The 20,729-nt window shown below is 41.0% G+C and carries 14 protein-coding genes; 12 read left to right on the top strand and 2 right to left on the bottom strand.

From position 1 onward, the window contains the following. Positions 1-32 precede the first annotated feature (32 nt). Positions 33-2,795 carry a family 78 glycoside hydrolase catalytic domain gene (locus BM176_RS19945; protein ID WP_090106051.1) on the top strand — a complete coding sequence of 921 codons (2,763 nt, stop codon included), beginning with the start codon at positions 33-35 and terminating at the stop codon, positions 2,793-2,795. A 6-nt stretch (positions 2,796-2,801) separates the two neighbouring features. On the opposite strand, the gene BM176_RS19940 is transcribed toward BM176_RS19945, so the two are convergent. After that, entirely contained in the window at positions 2,802-3,752 is a 951-nt protein-coding gene (locus BM176_RS19940) for a 2-hydroxyacid dehydrogenase (protein ID WP_090106050.1), read from the bottom strand. A 137-nt stretch (positions 3,753-3,889) separates the two neighbouring features. Here BM176_RS19940 and BM176_RS19935 point away from each other — a divergent pair, with 137 nt between their 5' ends. From BM176_RS19935 to BM176_RS19885, 11 genes are all read left to right on the top strand, one after another. After that, positions 3,890-6,469 (top strand): cation-translocating P-type ATPase, encoded by a 2,580-nt coding sequence (locus BM176_RS19935; RefSeq protein WP_218162239.1) that lies wholly within the window; start codon positions 3,890-3,892, stop codon positions 6,467-6,469. A gap of 53 nt (positions 6,470-6,522) precedes the next feature. Next, complete coding sequence (locus tag BM176_RS19930; protein WP_090106049.1) at positions 6,523-7,518, top strand: pectinesterase family protein; 996 nt, start codon at positions 6,523-6,525, stop codon at positions 7,516-7,518. Beyond that, on the top strand, positions 7,491-9,017 hold the full coding sequence (locus BM176_RS19925) for an MGH1-like glycoside hydrolase domain-containing protein (RefSeq protein WP_090106048.1): 1,527 nt from the start codon (positions 7,491-7,493) through the stop codon (positions 9,015-9,017). The genes BM176_RS19930 and BM176_RS19925 overlap by 28 nt, the downstream gene beginning before the upstream one ends. A gap of 584 nt (positions 9,018-9,601) precedes the next feature. Then, positions 9,602-12,724 carry a SusC/RagA family TonB-linked outer membrane protein gene (locus BM176_RS19920; RefSeq protein ID WP_090106047.1) on the top strand — a complete coding sequence of 1,041 codons (3,123 nt, stop codon included), beginning with the start codon at positions 9,602-9,604 and terminating at the stop codon, positions 12,722-12,724. 23 nt (positions 12,725-12,747) lie between these two features. Continuing rightward, a complete protein-coding gene (locus BM176_RS19915; protein WP_090106046.1) occupies positions 12,748-14,448 on the top strand; it encodes a RagB/SusD family nutrient uptake outer membrane protein in 1,701 nt (566 codons plus the stop codon). 28 nt (positions 14,449-14,476) lie between these two features. After that, on the top strand, positions 14,477-15,592 hold the full coding sequence (locus tag BM176_RS19910) for a glycoside hydrolase family 88/105 protein (RefSeq protein WP_090106045.1): 1,116 nt from the start codon (positions 14,477-14,479) through the stop codon (positions 15,590-15,592). Between the two features lie 33 nt (positions 15,593-15,625). Then, positions 15,626-17,512 carry a glycoside hydrolase family 97 protein gene (locus BM176_RS19905; RefSeq protein WP_090106044.1) on the top strand — a complete coding sequence of 629 codons (1,887 nt, stop codon included), beginning with the start codon at positions 15,626-15,628 and terminating at the stop codon, positions 17,510-17,512. A gap of 203 nt (positions 17,513-17,715) precedes the next feature. Then, complete coding sequence (locus BM176_RS19900; protein ID WP_090106043.1) at positions 17,716-18,402, top strand: hypothetical protein; 687 nt, start codon at positions 17,716-17,718, stop codon at positions 18,400-18,402. A 58-nt stretch (positions 18,403-18,460) separates the two neighbouring features. Further along, on the top strand, positions 18,461-19,045 hold the full coding sequence (locus tag BM176_RS19895; protein ID WP_090106042.1) for a hypothetical protein: 585 nt from the start codon (positions 18,461-18,463) through the stop codon (positions 19,043-19,045). 42 nt (positions 19,046-19,087) lie between these two features. Continuing rightward, positions 19,088-19,438, top strand: coding sequence for a TfoX/Sxy family protein (locus BM176_RS19890; RefSeq protein ID WP_090106041.1), 351 nt, complete (start codon positions 19,088-19,090; stop codon positions 19,436-19,438). 87 nt (positions 19,439-19,525) lie between these two features. Further along, complete coding sequence (locus tag BM176_RS19885) at positions 19,526-20,164, top strand: type IV toxin-antitoxin system AbiEi family antitoxin domain-containing protein (RefSeq protein WP_090106040.1); 639 nt, start codon at positions 19,526-19,528, stop codon at positions 20,162-20,164. On the opposite strand, the gene BM176_RS19880 is transcribed toward BM176_RS19885, so the two are convergent. Then, the gene (locus tag BM176_RS19880; protein ID WP_090106039.1) at positions 20,159-20,698 is read right to left on the bottom strand and encodes a GNAT family N-acetyltransferase; all 540 of its coding nucleotides are present in this window, start codon (positions 20,696-20,698) and stop codon (positions 20,159-20,161) included. The two genes, BM176_RS19885 and BM176_RS19880, sit on opposite strands and share 6 nt — an antisense overlap. Between the last annotated feature and the right edge of the window lie 31 nt (positions 20,699-20,729).

Genomic DNA, 20,729 nt, shown 5'->3' with positions numbered 1-20,729 from the left:
GATATAGGTTTTATTGTCTCAACTTTTTATTGATGATAAGAATATTTCTTTCCACGTTATTCGTTTTGCTTAGTTGTTTTTGTATTGCACAAAAGATAAAGACTGAAGTAACAAATTTGTTATGTGAACACAAAGTATCACCCAATGGGGTGAATGCTTCCGCCCCATCATTCAGCTGGCAGATCGTTACCACACAAAGAGGATATTTGCAGTCAGCCTACCAGTTGCAGATAGCAGATGATTCCGCATTACTCTCAAAACAAACTGCTGGTATCATCAAAAGCACACAACCTGTTCATACGGGAAAAAAGCTTTTGCCTGCACATCGGTATTACTGGCGTGTACAGGTATGGGATCAACAGAACCATGCTTCCGGTTGGAGTGATGTTACTTCTTTTACTACGGGTCTTTTTACTCCTGCCGACTGGAGCAATGCGAAATGGATAGGTTACGAAGAACTGCCAGATTCCATGATCCAGGTGCCTGGTGTACATAGCGGGGAAGACAAAAAAAGTAATAAAGCAAAACAACGTCCCGTAGTTCCTCTGTTCCGTAAAATCTTTAAAACAGACCGTGCTGTAAAAAGTGCGCTGGTATTTATGAGTGGACTAGGACAATATGAACTGACAATTAATGGTAACAGGGCGGGTGATAATTTCCTTGCACCCGGTTGGACTTTCTACGATAAACGTGTACTGTACAATACTTACGATGTAACTGATCTCTTGAATAAAGGAAACAACGTTATTGGTGTAATAGTAGGTAATGGATTTTATAATATCAATAAGGAACGGTATCGCAAATTATCTATCGCTTTTGGTATGCCTAAAATGATTTGCAAATTGCTTATCACATATAATGATGGTACTACCGCTACTATAGTATCTGGCAGTGACTGGAAAACTGCGCCATCTCCCATCACCTTCGCAAGTATTTATGGTGGTGAAGATTATAATGCAACACTCGAACAAAAGGATTGGGATCAGCCTTCTTTTCAGGATACTGCATGGGAAAATGCATTGCTGGTAAAAGCCCCGAAAGGTTTGCTGGAAGCAGAAAAAGACTATCCTGTAAAGGTGACGGATATCTTACATGTGAAATCAGTATCCAGGCCTGTTGACAGTATTTATATGTATGACTTTGGTCAGAATGCCTCAGGGATCGTTGAACTGAAAGTGAAGGGACATAAAGGACAAACAATCAAACTCACGCCTGCAGAACTGATCAATGATCAAAAGCTGGCTAATCAGAAAGCTACCGGTAAGCCCTATTATTTTTCTTACACATTAAAAGGTGATGGTGTGGAAACATGGCGGCCACGATTTACTTATTACGGGTTTCGTTATGTACAGGTACAAGGGGCAGTTCCTGATACTGCTACCAATCCGGAAGGACTACCACAGATCACAGCATTGGACTTTCTGCATACCCGTAATTCAACCCCATCAGCTGGAACTTTTGAATGTTCCAATGCACTGTTTAACCAGATCAATGAACTGATTCTGTGGGCTATTAAGAGTAATATTCAGAGTGTAATGACTGATTGTCCGCATCGTGAAAAACTAAGCTGGCTGGAACAGGATTACCTGATGGGAGCATCTATCCAGCATAACTTCGATATCTATCAGTTATATAAAAAGTTAGTTTATGATATGATGGATGCACAAACCAAAGAAGGACTGATACCTGACATTGCACCTGAATTTGTGTTCTTTGATGATAAGGGTTTTGGCTTTAGGGATTCGCCTGAATGGGGCAGTGCTTCGGTTATATTGCCCTGGCTTATTTACAAGTGGTATGGTGATAAAGAAGTGATGCGTACCGCATATCCGATGATGAAAAAATATGTAGAGTATCTGCAAAGCAGAGCTGAAGGGAATATCTTATCCTATGGATTGGGCGACTGGTTTGATTATGGTCCTGCAAGGCCGGGAGTAGCACAGTTAACACCTAAAAGCCTTACTGCCACCGCTATTTATTATTACGATATCAATCTGTTATCGCAAATGGCAGCATTGCTGAACAATAAACAGGATGCAGTTAAATGGACACAATTGGCTGCTGTTGTAAAAGATACTTTCAATAATCAGTTCTTTAATGCACAGTCGAAAGTTTATGCAACCGGCAGCCAGACGGCTATGGCTATGCCACTTTGTACAGGATTGGTAGATGAGAAGTACCGTAAAGAAGTATTTAAGAATCTGGTGGATTCTATTACGCATGATGGCAAAAAACTAACAGCAGGAGATATCGGTTTTCACTTCCTTATAGAAGCATTGCAGGAAGGAGGAGCCTCTCAATTGATCTATGATATGAATTACCGCAGCGATGTACCAGGATATGGTTTTCAGCTGGCTAAAGGAGCAACTGCATTAACTGAGTCGTGGCCTGCATTGGAAAATGTCTCTAATAATCATCTGATGCTGGGGCATATCATGGAATGGTTTTACAATGGACTGGCAGGTATTAATCAATCAGCAGAATCGGTAGCTTATAAAGATATTATTATTCGTCCGGAAGTAGTAGGAGATATTTCTTATGTGAAAGGATCTTATAATGCGCAGTATGGCACTATCCGTAGTGAATGGAAAAAAGAAGGTGGCGTATTTTATCTCTATGTACAGATCCCGGCAAATACAACTGCAACCATCTATCTGCCAGCAAAAGCTACACAGTCTGTTAAAGAAAGTGATCTGCCTCTGGCACGGCAGAAAGATGTAAAATTGTTGGGGTATAAAGATGGTAAGGCGATGATTAGAACAGGATCAGGTGAGTATCATTTTGTTGTAAAATAAAAAGGTTCATTTACACAGATCCAGGTTCCGGATAGTCTGATCTGCAATTTCCTGGAGGGCTTCTTTTGTTAAGTAAGCCTGGTGTGGAGTGACCAATACATTTGAGTACTTCATCAGGTATTGTAGCAGAGAATCTTTCACCAGGTCATTTTCATGATCTTCAAAGAATAAACCTTTCTCATATTCGTACACATCAAGTCCAAGGTAACCTATCTTGCCGGTTTTTAAAGCCTCTATTACATCTATCGTTTTAAGCAGTGCTCCTCTGGAGGTATTAATAAGCATTACGCCATCTTTCATCTGATCAAGTGTATTTTTATTGATAAGATATCTGGTAGATGGTGTAAGTGGCAGATGCAATGATATAACATCCGAAGAGGCCAGTAATGTTTCCAGTGTTACCGGTTGAATATGCAGATCATTTTCTGGAAAAGAGAGGTCGAATCCTATGACTTTGCATCCCAGACCATTGTATATACGGGCCACTGCAAGGCCGGTATTCCCTAAGCCAATCAATCCTACCGTTTTTCCTGAAAAATTAAATCCAATCAATTCATCATTTCTGAAATCAAAACGATGACTGTGTTGATCTGATTTAATCAATTTCCGGTTCAATGCAAATGCAAGTGCAACAGCGTGCTCTGCTATGGCCTGTGGGGAATAAGAAGGAACATTGAAAAGTTTAATTCCGTGTTTATCAGCGGCCTCCTTACAGATATGATCAGTACCTGTAGAACGTGTAATGATGTACTTAATTCCCAATGCAGCCAGTTTGTCTATTACATTAGCAGAAACATCGTCATTAGTGAATACGATAACAGCTTCTTTGTCTTTAGCATGAATAGCAGTACCAGACCCAAGCGTATCTGTTGTCAGTGTAATATCATGTTTCTTTTGATTAGCTTTGTCCAGGAATGCCTTTTCAAAAGATTTTATACTGTAGGCAACTGCCTTCATGTGCGATAGTTTTTGTAATGCAATACTAACACTAAAGCAGCTATCATAGTTAAGGGCTTCTGAGATACATGTATGTTTTGTTGTGATCTGTATCACCTACCCTGTAATAAATTGTAAACCCATATAATATATAATTAATGTTGCCATTCTATCAGCTACGCGAAGAAGAAGTCTTACATCATCTCAAAACATCCTCTTTGGGTCTGAATAACGAGTTGGTTCCGGTGCTGCAGGAGGAATTTGGAAAGAATGTTTTGCAGGAAACAATGCAAAAAAGCAGGTTGTCAATACTTATTGCACAGTTTACCGATGTAACCATTCTTATATTAATTATAGCTGCTATAATTTCATTTCTTGTAGGAGAACATACTGATGCTTTTGTAATTCTTGCCATCATTATTGGAAATGCATGGATGGGATATTCCCAGGAATATAACGCAGAAGAATCGATTGGGATGCTGCGAAAAATGGCGGCTCAGTATGCGTTGGTTCTCCGCGATAATAACCCTGTTAAAATTGAAGCTGATAAGCTTGTACCAGGTGATATAATCCTGTTGGATACAGGAGATATTGTTCCAGCCGATGCAAGACTAATTGAAGTAAGTTCTTTTAAAACGGATGAAGCATCATTAACAGGAGAAAGCCAGTCTGTAGAAAAGATAACAGAAGTGATAGATGAGCAAAACCTTGTGCCGGGAGATCAGCATAATATGATATTCAAAGGAACAATTGTTAGTAATGGATCTGCGAAGGCTGTGGTAACTGCTATTGGAATGAATACAGAGATTGGCAAAATTGCCGGAATGCTGGACATTGGCACTCCAAAAACGCCACTTCAAAAAAGGCTGACAGTATTTAGTAAGCAGCTGGCATTTATTGTTATAGTAATTTGCCTGGTTGTATTTGGTTTCGGATTGTGGCGTGGTGAACCTCCTTTCAATATGTTCCTCACTGCACTGTCGCTTGCTGTTGCTGCTTTGCCTGAAGCGCTTCCTGCGGTAATAACAATTGCGCTGGCTCAGGGTGCAGCGAGAATGGTAAAGCAAAAGGCCTTAATAAGAAAACTGCCTGCCGTGGAAACATTAGGTTCTGTTACCTATATCTGTAGTGATAAAACCGGAACACTTACACAAAATGTTATGGTAGTAGAAAAGATCCAGGCAGTACCCGGAAAGGAAGAATTGCTGAGGTCTGCTATGGTCCTGAACAATGAAGTGAGATTTCCACAGGATGGTGTGTTGCTGGGCGATTCTACAGAAATAGCACTAGTGAATCATGCACAGAAAAATGGTCTTTCAAAAGCAGATGCTGATAATGCTTTCCCTTTTCAGACAAAGTTACCTTTCGATTCGGTAAGAATGAGGATGAGTACTTTGCATAAATACCAGGATAAATGGATCTTATTTGTAAAGGGAGCTCCTGTAAAAATGGTTGAAGTATTATCTGCAAAATATAAAGAGCAGACATCAGCATGGCTGGATTTAAATCGTATATGGGCGGCAGATGGGTTACGCGTTTTATTCTTTGCTTATAAGATCTTTGACCATGTACCATCTGAAGTAAATATGGATCTTGAAAATGATCTTGATTTCCTGGGGATGGTGGCAATGATAGATCCTCCCAGGGAAGAAGTTGTGGAGGCCATCCGTCAATGCAGAACAGCAGGAATTAAAACAGTTATGATAACCGGCGATCAGCCTCTTACAGCCCATGCAATTGCCGAGCGTTTGGGGATGACTGGTAAGACTTCTATGGAAGTTAGAACGGGTGCGGATCTGGATAAATTAACAGAGGATGAGTTCAAACATGAGGTGAAAAATATTTCCGTTTATGCACGCGTATCTCCGGAGCAAAAATTGAATTTTGTAAAAGCATTGCAAAGTAATGGACAATTCGTTTCCATGACAGGAGATGGGGTGAATGATGCTCCATCATTAAAACAGGCGGATATTGGGGTGGCAATGGGAATAACAGGTACGGACGTAACAAAAGAAGCGGCAGATATGATTCTGCTCGATGATAATTTTGCGACTATTGTTAAGGCTGTACGCGAAGGAAGAAGGATTTATGAGAATATCAGGAAATTTATCCTGTATGTGCTTTCCTGTAACCTGGGAGAAATATTAACTATTTTCCTTGCACCCATTCTTGGATTCGCTGTTCCTTTACTTCCTATTCACATTCTATGGATTAATCTTGTAACGGATGGGCTACCCGGACTGGCACTTGTAGGAGAGCCTGCCGAAAAAGATATTATGAAACGTCCTCCACGTCCTCCGAAAGAAAATTTATTCGCGGGAGGTTTAATCTCAAGGATCTTACTTACCGGAATCATATTAACTGTGGCAGCAATCTTTGTTCAATGGTGGGCAGTGAAACAGGGGTATGACCTGAAAATGCAACAAACAATGGTGTTTACAACGCTGTGTTTTGTACAGTTGGGTAATGCAATTTCGGCCAGATCTACTTATCACACAATGATATCTTCAAGGATATTTACTAACCGTAATATGTGGGGAGCGATTATACTGACAATTATATTGCAGTCATTATTAGTGTATGTACCGTTTTTACAATCTGTTTTTAAAACAACATATTTAAGAATGGATGCTATGCTAATCATTCTTGGTGCCACTCTTGTTTCTTTTCTGTGTATTGAGTCTTTGAAATATCTTTCATCATTAAGTTCTGGTAACGATTGCGTAAATAAAAACTAATTAATTCAAAGATTTTTATAGCTTGTACCCTATCCTGAAAAATTCCATTTTAAATGAAAAGCTGGTCTTTCCTGAAAACATTCTTTTTTGCTTTGTTATTCATCGCTCAATCAGCATTGGCTGAAGATCGTAAGTATATTGTAGTCGCCAAAGATAGCAGTGGTGATTTCACGACAATACAGGAAGCGGTGAATGCTGTACGTGATTTCTCTTACTTCCCTGTAAAGATCTTTATCAAAAAAGGGGTGTATAATGAAAAGCTCATCATCCCATCCTGGAAAACAGGAATCACTTTACAGGGAGAAGACAGGGATAGCACGATTATTACAAACGCAGATTATAACGGGAAGTTATTCCCCGGAGGTAAAGATCCCGCTGGAAAAGATAAGTTTGGCACCTTCAATTCTCACACGGTTTTAATTGAGGGTGATGATATTACCGCAGAGAATCTCACCTTCGAAAATACAGCAGGTAATGTAGGACAGGCAGTAGCATTACATGTAGAAGGAGACCGGTGTATCATTCGCAATTGCCGCCTGTTGGGTAACCAGGATACTCTTTATGCCGGAAGGGATGGCTGCCGTCAGTATTATTATAAGTGTTATATTGAAGGAACCGTCGATTTCATCTTCGGAGCCGCTACTGCAATGTTCCAGGACTGTACTATCTACAGCAAAAGAAATTCATACATCACAGCAGCATCTACTACAAAATATCAGCAATACGGATTTGTTTTCATCAATTGCAAACTGACTGCTGATGAAACTACTGTTAATAAAATGTATCTCGGTCGTCCCTGGCGTCCTTATTCTGCCACTATCTTTATGAACTGTTTCCTTGATGCACATATCCTCCCGGAAGGCTGGCATAACTGGGATAAAGTAACTAATGAACAGACTGCCCGTTATGCAGAATATAAAAATACCGGTCCGGGAGCTGCCACCGGCAAACGAGTAGCATGGTCGCGCCAACTGACAGATAAAGAGGCAAAAATCATTACTGTGACTAAAGTATTCAAAGGATGGGATCCATCAAAGCAAAATTACTAGCTTGTTTATTGTTCCCGCTGAGTGCTATGGCACAGCAGGAAACAGGCAAGCTACTACACTACGTTACCCGTTTTAATCAGCAGGATCAGGAGAATGTAAAAAACTATGTTGATAATGCACACGCTTATGAATGGCTGGAAGCTAATATCCCCTTGTTGGACTGCCCGGACAGTACTATTGAGCAAACGTATTACTATCGTTGGTGGACCTTTCGCAAACATCTCAAGCAAACACCGGACGGATTTATATTCACAGAGTTTATCACCCAGGTAAAACATGCAGGTAGATTTAACGCATTAAGTTGTGCGTTTGGGCATCATGTATATGAAGGCCGCTGGTTGCGCGATCCGCAGTATCTTGATCAGTATATCCGTTACTGGTATCTGAAGGATGCACAACAACCGGCTCCCCGTTTCCATCAGTTCAGCAGCTGGGCAGAAGATGCCGTTTATAATCGTTTCCTGGTTGATGCAGACAGCAGTTTTATCGTCAGCCTGTTACAACCCATGGATGCAGATTACCGCCTTTGGGAAAAGGAGAAGCGCTTACCCGGAGGACTCTTCTGGCAGTTTGATGTAAAAGATGGCATGGAAGAATCCATAACTGGTTCCCGCAAGGAAAAGAATACCCGGCCAAGCATCAGCAGTTATATGTATGGCAATGCCAATGCATTGGCAAAGGTAGCTGTCATGGCAGGTAATGATACGCTGATTCAAAGATATGAGCAGGATGCTGCAAAAATAAAAACACTGGTTCAGCAGGAATTGTGGGATGATACAGCCCGCTTTTATAAAGTGCGGTTAGCAAAAGGTCCGTTCTCAGATGCACGGGAAGAAATAGGCTTTATCCCCTGGTATTTTAATCTGCCAGACGATAAATCCTCTTACGCCAAAGCCTGGGGCCAGCTAACCGATACCTTGGGTTTTAATGCCCCCTGGGGAATTACAACAGCAGAAAGAAGGCATCCTGCTTTCCGTTCACATGGTACCGGTGGCTGCGAATGGGATGGCGCTATCTGGCCGTTTGCTTCCACCCAGACATTGAAAGGGCTGGCGAACCTGCTTACTCATTACAAACATCATGAGCATATGACGCCGGCGGTGTATTACCGCGCTTTGCAGGTATATGCCCGCTCTCATCAAAAGAATGGGATCTCTTATATTGGTGAATACCAGGATGAGCGTACCGGCTACTGGTTGAAGGGAGATGACCCACGTAGCAGTTATTACAACCATTCCGGCTTTTGCGATCTTGTGATCAGTGATCTCATTGGCTTAAAACCGGGCACCGGAAATATGGTTGAACTGAATCCGTTACTCCCTAAAGGTCAGTGGGATTGGTTTTGTCTGGAGCGGGTACCTTATCATGGGCGTTTGCTTACTATCCGTTGGGATAAGACCGGTAAAAAATATGGGAAAGGGAAGGGGTTACGGATTCTGGCTGATGGAAAAGAGATCTATCAGGGAAGAAGTCTGCAACAAGTGATATCGTCTTTATAATATTGATTTGCAGTAATTTGTAAAAGAAAATTATCAAAGGATTTGTTCACTAATATCACATTTTCACTGTCTGTAAAAATGTGATATTAGTGAACAAATCCTTTGTTTTTCATGTTTCCTCAAAACATGAACATAATAACTTCCAATAGATCCGATCTTGTCTGAAACCTAAGATTCTGACCCTTATAACTTATTGAAGAGAAAAAAGTATAAGTAATGGGTAAAATTAAGCAAGTGGTACAACGGGTTTTATTAATGCCTTTTGTCTAACTTTAAAACAGTTTCCACGTGAAGATAGAATACCAAGCTAAAATCATAATGAATAATTGACTGTACCCAGGCCCTAAGCGTTAGATTATCTTCTTTTCATAGATCCAATTATTAGTATCAGGCTTAAGATTCAATAACAGTCAACTTTTCATTGTAATAAATGCAATCGTTTGCATAATTCAAGTTCCCTCCATATTCATTTGTTTAAATCAAATGGAATGGGGATTTTATTGCCTTATTTATGCAATCGTTTGCATTAAAATGAAATTCCCTATTAGACCAGACTGTTTGTATTAAAAATTAAATCACACGTTATGAAAAATGTATGTAAAGCGAGAGGCATTTGGGCCATTATAATGTTGTATTGTTTGTTTTTTTGCTCAAACAATTTACATGCCCGGCAATCAGTAAATGAAGCTACTGTAGTTATTAAGGGAATTGTTACCAATGAGGAAGGTACACCACTTCCCGGTGCTGTAGTGATGGTGAAAGGAACAACGAAAGGAGCTACTACACAAATTGATGGTAAATTCACTATCACTGTTCCTCAGCACAGCACACTCCGGATTTCTTTTACAGGATATCTGCGAAAGGAGATCGTTATTGGAAATGAAAATCAATCGGCGCTTTCTATTCCATTAGTATTAGATAAAAAAAGCCTGAATGAAGTGATAGTGGTGGGATATGGAACACAAAAGAGATCTGATGTAACAGGCTCTATTGTATCTATAAAGGAACAGGCGCTAAGAGATGTTCCTGTGGCTAATTTAAGCCAGGCATTACAGGGCCGGGGAGCAGGTATAGATGTCCAAAAGAGCGGAGGTAACAGCAAGCCAGGTGCAAAGCCTAAAATACTGGTAAGAGGTACGAGGTCTGTTAATGCGGCCAATGATCCATTGTTTATTGTAGATGGGCTTCCTTTTAACGGGGATATTAATGACCTTAACCCGGATGATGTAGTGTCTGTAGAAGTATTAAAGGATGCTTCCGCTACTGCTATATATGGCTCAAGAGGTGCCAATGGGGTGATCCTTATAAGTACCAGGAGGGGGCGGATGGGTAAACCGGTAATCACCTATAGTGCCTATGCAGGGTTTGTCAAAAATATGGGACAATATGATGTGATGAATGGACAGCAATTCACCACGTTTAAGAAATGGGCACTTATTAATGAAACTCCCGGGAAATATACAGGACTGGATGATCCTGCTTTTTATACCAATGGCAGTTTTAGCCAGGAAGAAGTACAGGGGATTAAAATGGGGCGTAATACAGACTGGCAAAAGCTGATCTATAAAACGGGGCTGACAACTAACCATCAGCTGGGAGTGGCCGGTGGCTCTGAAACTACGCAGTACGCAGTATCCGGAGGATATTATAAGGAAACAGGTATTTATTCCGGACAATCTTTTGAACGGTTTTCATTGAAGGCCAGCCTTGACCAGCAACTAGGGAAATCTGTTAGAATAGGTGTTAATTCATTGAATACTTATTCTCTCACGAATGGAGAAAATGCAAATCCGATGGGTCAGGTATTACGTGCAAATCCACTGGTATCTCCCTATGATAGTTCCGGAGCATTGATGAATGCATATGTTCCTGGTACAGCCAGCCAGGTATGGAATCCATTAGCAGATCTTTTACCCGGTGCGGCTGTAGAAACACGTAAAAGATTTGGCACCTTCACTACTTTATATACAGAAATTAACCTGGCTAAAGGATTAAAATACAGATTGAATGCAGGTGCAGAAATAAGAAGTGATGTGTATGGCAATTTTTATGCGAGTAAAACAACATACAATCAGGGTACTTTAAATACGTCCAGCAATAAAACAGCATTTTCAGTCAATTATACACTCGAAAATTTGCTGATGTACGAGAAGACCATTGCAGAAAAGCATAAGATCAACTTCACAGGATTGTATAGTTTGCAGGAGTCACAATTTCAATCCAATGAGTTTAATAATAATACTATCCTTGCAGATTTCCTCCAGTATTATAATCCGCAGTATTCATCAAATCTTAGCGGTCAGGGTAAGTACGAAAAATGGGATATCCTTTCTTATATGGCCAGGATTAACTATAATTATAATGAAAGATATTTACTTACACTAACTCTGCGTGCTGACGGTTCTTCCCGTCTCGCACCTGGAAATAAATACCATGTGTTCCCATCCGTGGCTGCTGCATGGAACCTCTACAAAGAACCTTTCCTGAAATCCGCCCGTTCAATTTCAGATTTGAAATTAAGAGCCGGATATGGTACCGTTGGTAATACTGCTATCTCCCCTTATCAGACACTAGGCGCTTTATCACCCATTACCTATAATTACGGTTCTACAAATGTTACCGGAGCATATCCTACAAATGTGCCTAATCCTGCACTTACCTGGGAGTATACTTCTACTCTGAATGCAGGAATCGACTTTGGTTTATGGGAGAATCGTATTAAGGGATCTGTAGATGTTTATCAACAGTATACAAGATCTTTGTTATTACCGCAAACATTGCCGCCTACATCCGGTATCCCCAATGCGATAGTGACCAACGTGGGAAAGACATCGAACAAAGGCATAGAGTTACAATTGAGCACTATAAATGTTCAACCTAAAGGAAATGGATTTGGCTGGACCACTGATCTGAACATTTTTATTAACCGCGGAAAAATAACTCAGCTGGCGAATAATGTTAAACGCGATATCACTAACAACTGGTTTGTAGGACAACCTATAGGCGCCATCTTCGATTATAAAAAGCAAGGTATCTGGCAAAATACAAAAGGCGATTCTTTACTGGCTAAAAGATATGGATTAACAGTCGCTGGTTCCGGCTCCGTTATTGGCCAGATCAGGCAGGCAGATACCAATGGAGATTCCATTATTAATGCAGATGACAGGGTAATTCTGGGATCCAACCAACCGAAATGGGAGGGAGGTATCACTAACCGGTTTACTTTTAAAGGATTTGATTTGACGATAGTAGCATTTGCAAGAGTAGGAGGAACTATTGTGAGCAGAATGCATCAGAGCAGCAGTTTTATCAACACTTATCAAAGCAATTATAATAACCTGGATGTGGATTACTGGACGCCTGGAAGTGGTCAGAATTTCTATCCTAAACCTAACCATGCAAATACCAATACACCAAACAGTGCCCTGCTAAGTTATTTTGACGGCAGTTATCTGAAGATCCGGAGTATAGGCCTGGGTTACAATCTGGAGCCTGCAACCGTGAAACGGTTAGGAATTGGCTCTTTGAGAGTATATGCTACTGCACAGAATCCGTTCATCCTTTTTTCACCATATAGGAACAAGTATAAAGGGATAGATCCTGAAACAGCCATGGGATCTGGTTCTGGTACTAGTAACCAGGGGTACCTGAATGTGGATACTCCCGGTACCTGGTCTATGATATTCGGTATCAACATGTCTTTATAATATGAATGATTAAACATCGCGTTATGAAAAAAATAGTCATTTTCCTGTTTGTAACAGGGTTGTTTTCCGGTTGTGAGAAAAAATTAATTGAGAATCCGACTTCCATTCTTACTCCGGAATTTTTCAGGACAGCGCAGGGTTTTGAGGCCGGTTTGAATGCTGCCTATGCAGGTAACCGCTGGCTCTGGGGCCCTCAGGATTTTTATACCCTGACAGTGGCCGGAACTGATGAATTTAAAAAGGGAGTTGACGGTAACTCTGAACTGAATAGTTATTCCAGCAATTATACACCTGCAACCGGCAATGTAGGTAACGTCTGGAAATATTGTTATACCTATATTAATACCTGTAATGGTTTGGTGGATAATGCGTCAGTAATAACCGGCATGGATTCACTAATCAAAAAGAGGATGGTGGGGGAAGCAAAGTTTCTGCGTGCGAATTATTATTTTATACTCGTACAGTTCTGGGGGGATGTTACATTAAATAAAAACTTTCAGAATACTCCCACTACATCTGCTACCCGCGCTCCGATGGCCGATGTGTATGATTTTATTATTGAAGACCTGAATGCCGCTATTGCGGTTCTTCCGGCAAGTCCTTTCACTGCCGGTGTGCTGCCAGGCAAAGCTACTGCAGCGGCAGCCATGCATCTGCTGGCAAAGGTGTACCTGACAAGGGCAGGTTCCCTTGCAAAAAAAACAGATGATTATAAGAATGCTTATGCCACAGCCACAGCACTGATCAATAGCAGTGCCTCAACAGGACTAGGTCTGTTGCCCGATTTTGGAAAAGTATTCCAGGAAGGTAATGAGGCAAACATGGAAATATTATGGAGTATACAGCATACATCGAACCTGGCATATAATGGTTCTCCCAAGCAGGATAACCGGGATATGGATAACCTGTTATGTCATTTATGGGCACCGCAATACGAGAACCAGCCTGGTATGCAGCGGAGTGTTTTATATGGGCGCCCTTATATACGGGTTATTCCTACCCGTTGGTTAACAGATACTGCATTTGCAGAAAGAGTAAATGATACACGATATAATAAAACCTTTCAAACCACATGGATCTGTAATGCTCAGAAGTTAATTCCCACCTGGTCAAATCCATTGCCGCCGGGTGCTCCGGCCAGTGCACAACCGGGCCAGCCAAAATTTAAGCCGGGAGATACTGCCATATTTATGCCTGGTTATGAAATGGCCGATGCACAAATAAAAGCTACGCCTTACCAGGTAATTACTCCCAGCAAATATGTACCCGCATTAGCGCCAACATTAATCAAGTATTTTGATACGAAACGTTCCGATATGAACGCACCTTCTATCAGACCAATCATTGTTTACCGGTTGGCAGATACATATCTGATAGCAGCGGAAGCTGCGTTTATGGATGGCCGGCCAGCAGATGCAGTGCCTTATATCAATGCCGTCCGGAGAAGAGCGGCGTATCCGTCCGGCGACCCGCAGGCTATGGAAATACAGGCATCTGACCTCACCCTGGATTTTATTCTGGATGAACGTTCCCGGGAGTTATGCGGGGAATTAGTGAGATGGCTGGACCTGGTAAGAACAGGGCAGTTACTCAGACGGGTAAGACTACATAATACGGATGCGCAAGCCAATATACAAGACAAACATATACTCCGGCCTATCCCGCAGACGCAGATAGATGCAACGACTACCGGACCCGTATATCCACAGAACTTATTTTGGTAAATAATCAATAACCCATTAAAACAATAGTATGAAAAGCCTGATGATGTTTATGATGATTTTCGCTTACGGTATTGTCAATGCGCAAACCGGTACACTAAAGCATTTTCCAAAAGGTTCTTCGCCGGAAGAGATTGGAAAACGGGTGGCTGACCGTTTCCTTGCCTCTCCGCATCCCAACTTTGGCCGGACAAAGCCGCCTTCCGTTATTACATATCCGGAAGTGTGTGCGTGGTATGGTGCGCTGTCATTTGCCAAGGCGAGCCATGATAAAGTCCTTACAGGCAAACTGGCCAAACGTTTTGACCCGCTTTTTGGTGAAGAAGCAGCTTTGGTACCACCTTCAGATCACGTAGACCATGCCGTTTTCGGAGCAGTTCCTTTAGAGCTGTATCAACAATTGAAAGAACCACGCTACCTGGATATGGGAAAGGCAATTGCTGACAAACAATGGGGCACACCCGAAGGGCCACACGTAAAACCGGAATCTATTGTTTATGCTAACCAGGGGCTTACATGGCAAACCCGCTTGTGGATAGATGATATGTTTATGATCACGGCAGTACAGGCGCAAGCCTATCGCGCTACCGGCAACCGGCTATACATTGATCGTGCTGCAAAGGAAATGGTGGTTTACCTGGATTCATTACAACAACCTAATGGACTGTTTTATCATGCACCTGATGTACCCTTTTTCTGGGGAAGGGGTGATGGCTGGATGGCTGCAGGTATGAGTGAATTGTTACGTTCATTGCCATCAGATAATCCTAACCGGCCCCGCATTATGCAGGGATACAAAAAGATGATGGCCACACTGCTTAAGCATCAGGCAGAGGATGGCATGTGGCGGCAACTGATTGATGATCCTGCTTCATGGCAGGAAACTTCCTGCACAGGCATGTTCACATTTGCCATGATCACCGGGGTAAAAGAAGGATGGCTTGATGCTGCTACCTATGGGCCTGCGGCACGTAAGGCCTGGCTGGCTCTTATAACCTACATTGATGAGAATGGAGATATCCGGGAAGTATGTGAGGGTACAAATAAGAAAAATGACAGGCAGTATTACCTGGACCGTAAACGCATTACCGGGGATATGCATGGACAGGCGCCAGTGCTGTGGTGCGCTGCAGCGTTATTACGGTAAAATATCACATGGAATTAACTATTAGAAACTCTTATGAAAAAGCAATTATTCCTTTGCATTATATTAGCTGGTTCCTTCTTTATATCAAAAGCTTTTGCTGCCGATACTACGGTTGTTACTAGTCCGGACGGACAAATCCGGTTCAGATTATTTGTCAGCAACCACCAACTGCAGTATACAGTTATTTACAAGAATATACCTGTTGTTGAAGTTTCACCAATAATTTTCTCGGTTGATAACAAAACACTCACAGCTGATGTAAAAACTGGTACGGTTAAACGTTATAGGATCAACGAACGTTATCCCTGGCTGGGAGTACATGCATTTGCCATCAATAACTATGAAGGTGCCAGCATCGCCCTGCAGCAATCATCTGTAAATTATACACTGGATGTGCGTGTGTTCAATGACGGTATTGCCTTCCGGACAATACTTCCGGGTGATGAAAAGGCGGTCCGTGTTCCCGATGAAGCAACAGTATTTAATATTCCCACGGGCAGCGAGATATGGTATCATGACCTGGTAATGCACTACGAAAGTGTGCATACAAAAAAGGTTATTTCAGCATTGCAGGCAGGAGAATGGGTGGCACCACCGGCTACTTTAAAATTACCACAGGGTATTTATGTTGCTATTACGGAAGCGAACCTGGTGAACTACAGCGGTATGGCATTGGAGGCAAATGGGAATCGCGGACTGGTACTTCGCCTTGCACATCATCAACCGGTTTCTTATCCTTACAAGTTGCGTTACAGCGAAGAAGATGTTAACCGTTTGTCCAAACCAGCAGCCGTTAGTGGTACTATTACCACTCCCTGGCGGGTAGTGATGATTGGTGCAGACCTGAATCAAATGGTGAACAATGATATGGTTCATAATCTTTGTCCGCCTCCCGATCCCAAGCTCTTTCCAAACGGAATACAAACAGACTGGATCAGGCCCGGCCGTGCAGTATGGAAGTATCTGGACGGCGGTGGAGAAGGCACGCCTGAGGTAATGAAAGCTTTTTCGGCTAAGGCAGCTGCTTTAGGTTTTGAGCACAATATCCTTGAAGGTTTTTGGGAAAAGTGGAGTGATGATCAGATCCGGGATGTGGTGAATGATGCTAAAAAACAGCATGTGGGTATTTGGGTATGGAAGCATTCTAAAAACCTGCGGGATAAAAATGAACGTCTCGCTTTTTTCAAACGATGCCATGATCTGGGTATAACAGGAGTAAAGATCGATTTTTTTGATCATGAGGCTAAAGAGGTGGTGGACCTATATACGGCTATCCTGAACGAAACGGCAGAATATCATTTGTTAACGGATTTTCATGGAGCTAATAAGCCCACTGGTCTGGCCAGGACCTGGCCGAATGAACTAACACGGGAAGCAGTAAAAGGCATGGAAGCCAGCAAACTGGTCGATAGGGCTACACATGAAACAACCATTCCCTTTACGCGTTTCCTGGCTGGTCCTGCTGAATACACTGTGGTCCATTTTGGAGAACGCAGGAAAAATACTACCTGGGCTCATCAGATAGCAAGCGCAGCTATCCTGAGTGCGCCTTTACTGACCTATGCTACCCTGCCTCAGCATCTCCTTGACAACCCGGCGGCAGACCTGATAAAGGATATTCCTGCCACCTGGGATGAAACGATTGTATTACCGCAATCAGGAATAGGGCAATTAGCGGCTTATGCCCGGCGTAAAGGTAATACCTGGTTTCTGGCCATTATGAATGGCAATCAGCCGGTAAAGTTAAGTATCCCTCTCAGTTTCCTGCAAGCGTCCAGTTATAAGGCGTCTATTGTAAAAGATGTTCTGGACAGCTCAGGAGCAGTGAAAATGGAAAATACTTCCTCTGCGCCACACGATGTTATTTCCCTGGAACTAGTACCGGGTGGTGGGTACGTGGCAAGGTATACCACTAAATAAATCTTTATAATAATAATGGTGCCGGGATAAATTATTTTATTCCCGGCACCATTATTATGTATTTACATTCCCGTCCAACTACCTCAACGTACATATTTTCCATGCTTTAAATTCTTTAATCGTTATTGCAAAACTATACCCAAATAGATTACTTTTAATATCTGTAATCTGAAGGTTATTAACTTGGAAGAAATAAATAAAGCATGAAGTTTACTAAGATTGACAATATTCCTTCTCCAACTCATCCTAATAATTATTCTGTAACGAATAAGGAGAATCATATTGAATTTAAGTTAATTGACTGGACAGACCCGGATCAGGGGCCTATGATGCATATTGTTCAGTTCATCATTAACGGTGTAGATAGAACAGCAGATTATTTGAGAGATGGAAACAAAGTCATTTTCGGACTAACTAAATATCAGTTCTCGGACCCTGCTGGCAGGTTCTGTTTTATTCCGGCATCATCATCATTAATGTTGGTAGATACGGATACACTGAATAAAATGAATTTCGGAAAGGCCGACTTTGATTTTGTTGGAAATATATTTTATGGGGATAAACATCTGGTAGTTTGTAATGATCACTTAATAGTCACTGACCTTCATACGCTCAAGTCTACCAAGTTTCCATTTGAAGGTGAACCATCTATTGAGTGGGCATACTTTGTCAATCCGGATCTTATCCGTATCATTCATTATCATTCCAATGAGTGTTCTTTATTTGATTTAAATACCGGTCGTATCATTGAAACGCGCAGCATAGCAAGAGAAGGTGCATCCGCATGGATTGTCCGGAGTTATAAACTAGAGGGTCAGAAGAATATCCTGGAGATGATATGGACAGGAGGAGATCCTACACATACTGCAAAATTCCTGGTAGAAGAATAAAGATCTGATACAGAAAATTGAATGTTTGACGTATGTGGAATTTCCAAAAGAATCCAGTATGAAATTTACCAAATCTGATTATGTACCATATACTGAACCTTATTCCTTAATAAATAATGGGAATCATATAACATTGAATCTGGGAGATTATAAAGAGCCCAATAATGGCCGTGACCTACTTGTTGCGGAGCTCATTATTAATGGGGAGGATCGGACAACAGATTACTTTGGAAGTTGGAATCTGACATCTACAAAGCTGGATAAATATCAGTTCTCAGATCCTGATAACAGGTTCTGTTTTATTCCCAAAGAAAGTCCGTCTTTTTTAATAGATACATTGACCCTGGATAAGTTCGAATTTGGTAGAGCTGATAGAGACTTTGTTGGAAATATGTTTTATGGTGACAAGCACCTGATCATTGATAGAAATTTTTTAGTAGTTACTGACCTTAATACACGGAAGTCTGTTGAGTTTCCATTTGCAGGTAATCGATCTATTGAATGGGCTTCCTTTATTAATCATGATCTGATCCGGATCATTTACAATAAGTCTGATGATTCCTCTTTATTTGATTTAAAAACAGGGCGTATCAAATCGCCAGGGAATATATTGTCAAATGATGTTCCGGATATGCAAAAATAGCATAGGAAGAAAAGAATTTCTGTTGTAAAAAAATGCATAATTATGTCTTACAATGAACAATTAGCTGATCGCGTAAGAGAAGCCGTTGCTGGTGCCGGAGATATTGAAGAGAAGAAGATGTTTGGGGGTATGTGCTTTATGGTGAATGGTAAAATGTGCATTTGTGTAAGGGATGAGGAAATCATGTGTCGTATAAGTCCTGAAGACTATGCTGCCTCAATTGAGAAAACCGGATGCCGGCCTATGATACATGGTGGTAAAACAATGATAGGTTATATTTATGTGAATGAAGATGCTATCAGGACTAAGAAGGAGTTTGATTACTGGGTAAAAACTTCACTGGCATTTAATAAGGATGCAAAGGCTGCTAAACCTAAAAAGAAGAAAAATTGATCATAGTTGTTAAATTATGATGGGATAATCGGAAATTGACCGTTTATCTTATTATAATTTAGCATTCTTACATTATATAATTGGGGTATGAATATTAATGAAGCCATACAATTCTATTCTTCACAACCTTTAACTCATCAGGTCGTATTATCACTTCTAAAAGATTACAAAAGACCTAATGATAAAGTGTATGAATTACTTCAAAAAGGTATATTAGAATCTGTTAAAAAGGGATTATATATTGCTGGTCCCGCTATAAAAGCTAATAGACCAGAGCCCTTTTTATTAGCTAACCATATATTTGGCCCAAGTTATGTTTCTCTTGATAGGGCACTTTCATACTATGGATTAATTCCTGAACGAGTATATGAAATCTCATCTGTAACTGTTAAAGCATCACAGAATTTCATAACTCCTATAGGCTTATTTAGTTACAATCATCTCCCATTGCCTTATTATTCTTTTGGAATCCGACGGATGAAGTTATCGGATGAACAGTATGCATTAGTAGCCTCACCTGAAAAAGCCCTATTTGATAAGGCCGTTACTACTTCAGGTGTAATACTGAGAAGTCAGAAAAATGCAATAAATTATTTACTGGAGGACTTGAGAATGAATGAAGAATATTTAAAGGAATTTGACACTAAATCTATGTTGGAGTGGCTTTCAGATTCTCCCAAAAAAAATAGTTTATTAATGATTATTAAAGCAATAAACAGCTTATGACGGAGAAATAACTGGTGTCAAAACCAGTTTCATCATAATATCAATTTGTTCATCATCACCTACAAGGAAAGCATGCGCTCCAAACTGAACAAATCCATTCTTAGTATAGAACGCTATTGCTTTTAGGTTTTTCTCCCAAACTCCCAACCATATATATTCAGCGTTTCTATCCCTGGCAATTTGAATTGCTTTATCAAAAAGTAGCTGTCCTACTTTCTGACCCTGGAAATCCTTTAATACATAGATCCGTTCTACTTCTACTCCGTTATTTTCCTTTAATTCTGTTTGTGCGGGTCCGAAGTTTAGTTTTAAATGACCTATGGGTTGATTATCCAACATTGCAAAATAAAATGCAGAATTGGGGTTATTAATTTCTTCAGTCAGTTTCTCCTCATTAAAACTTTTGTCCAGGTAATACTGCATATTTTCTGCTGTGTTATCGCTGGCAAAAGTTTCAATGAAGGTTTGTCTGGAAAGATTCTTTAAGGTTGTAACGTCCGACTTATTTACCCGGATAAGTTTGATAGCCATCATTTATAGAATGTGTGCTACCAAATTTAATCTA

The organism is Chitinophaga sp. CF118, from assembly GCF_900112615.1.
GTDB lineage: Bacteria > Bacteroidota > Bacteroidia > Chitinophagales > Chitinophagaceae > Chitinophaga.
This window is presented reverse-complemented; position numbering and strand designations above follow the sequence as displayed.

What these genes read in the sequence shown, in the direction of transcription:
- BM176_RS19945 (WP_090106051.1), top strand. Translation starts at nt 33, where the DNA reads ATGATAAGAATATTTCTTTCCACGTTATTCGTTTTGCTTAGTTGTTTT.
- BM176_RS19940 (WP_090106050.1), bottom strand. Translation starts at nt 3,752, where the DNA reads ATGAAGGCAGTTGCCTACAGTATAAAATCTTTTGAAAAGGCATTCCTG.
- BM176_RS19935 (WP_218162239.1), top strand. Translation starts at nt 3,890, where the DNA reads ATGTTGCCATTCTATCAGCTACGCGAAGAAGAAGTCTTACATCATCTC.
- BM176_RS19930 (WP_090106049.1), top strand. Translation starts at nt 6,523, where the DNA reads ATGAAAAGCTGGTCTTTCCTGAAAACATTCTTTTTTGCTTTGTTATTC.
- BM176_RS19925 (WP_090106048.1), top strand. Translation starts at nt 7,491, where the DNA reads ATGGGATCCATCAAAGCAAAATTACTAGCTTGTTTATTGTTCCCGCTG.
- BM176_RS19920 (WP_090106047.1), top strand. Translation starts at nt 9,602, where the DNA reads ATGAAAAATGTATGTAAAGCGAGAGGCATTTGGGCCATTATAATGTTG.
- BM176_RS19915 (WP_090106046.1), top strand. Translation starts at nt 12,748, where the DNA reads ATGAAAAAAATAGTCATTTTCCTGTTTGTAACAGGGTTGTTTTCCGGT.
- BM176_RS19910 (WP_090106045.1), top strand. Translation starts at nt 14,477, where the DNA reads ATGAAAAGCCTGATGATGTTTATGATGATTTTCGCTTACGGTATTGTC.
- BM176_RS19905 (WP_090106044.1), top strand. Translation starts at nt 15,626, where the DNA reads ATGAAAAAGCAATTATTCCTTTGCATTATATTAGCTGGTTCCTTCTTT.
- BM176_RS19900 (WP_090106043.1), top strand. Translation starts at nt 17,716, where the DNA reads ATGAAGTTTACTAAGATTGACAATATTCCTTCTCCAACTCATCCTAAT.
- BM176_RS19895 (WP_090106042.1), top strand. Translation starts at nt 18,461, where the DNA reads ATGAAATTTACCAAATCTGATTATGTACCATATACTGAACCTTATTCC.
- BM176_RS19890 (WP_090106041.1), top strand. Translation starts at nt 19,088, where the DNA reads ATGTCTTACAATGAACAATTAGCTGATCGCGTAAGAGAAGCCGTTGCT.
- BM176_RS19885 (WP_090106040.1), top strand. Translation starts at nt 19,526, where the DNA reads ATGAATATTAATGAAGCCATACAATTCTATTCTTCACAACCTTTAACT.
- BM176_RS19880 (WP_090106039.1), bottom strand. Translation starts at nt 20,698, where the DNA reads ATGATGGCTATCAAACTTATCCGGGTAAATAAGTCGGACGTTACAACC.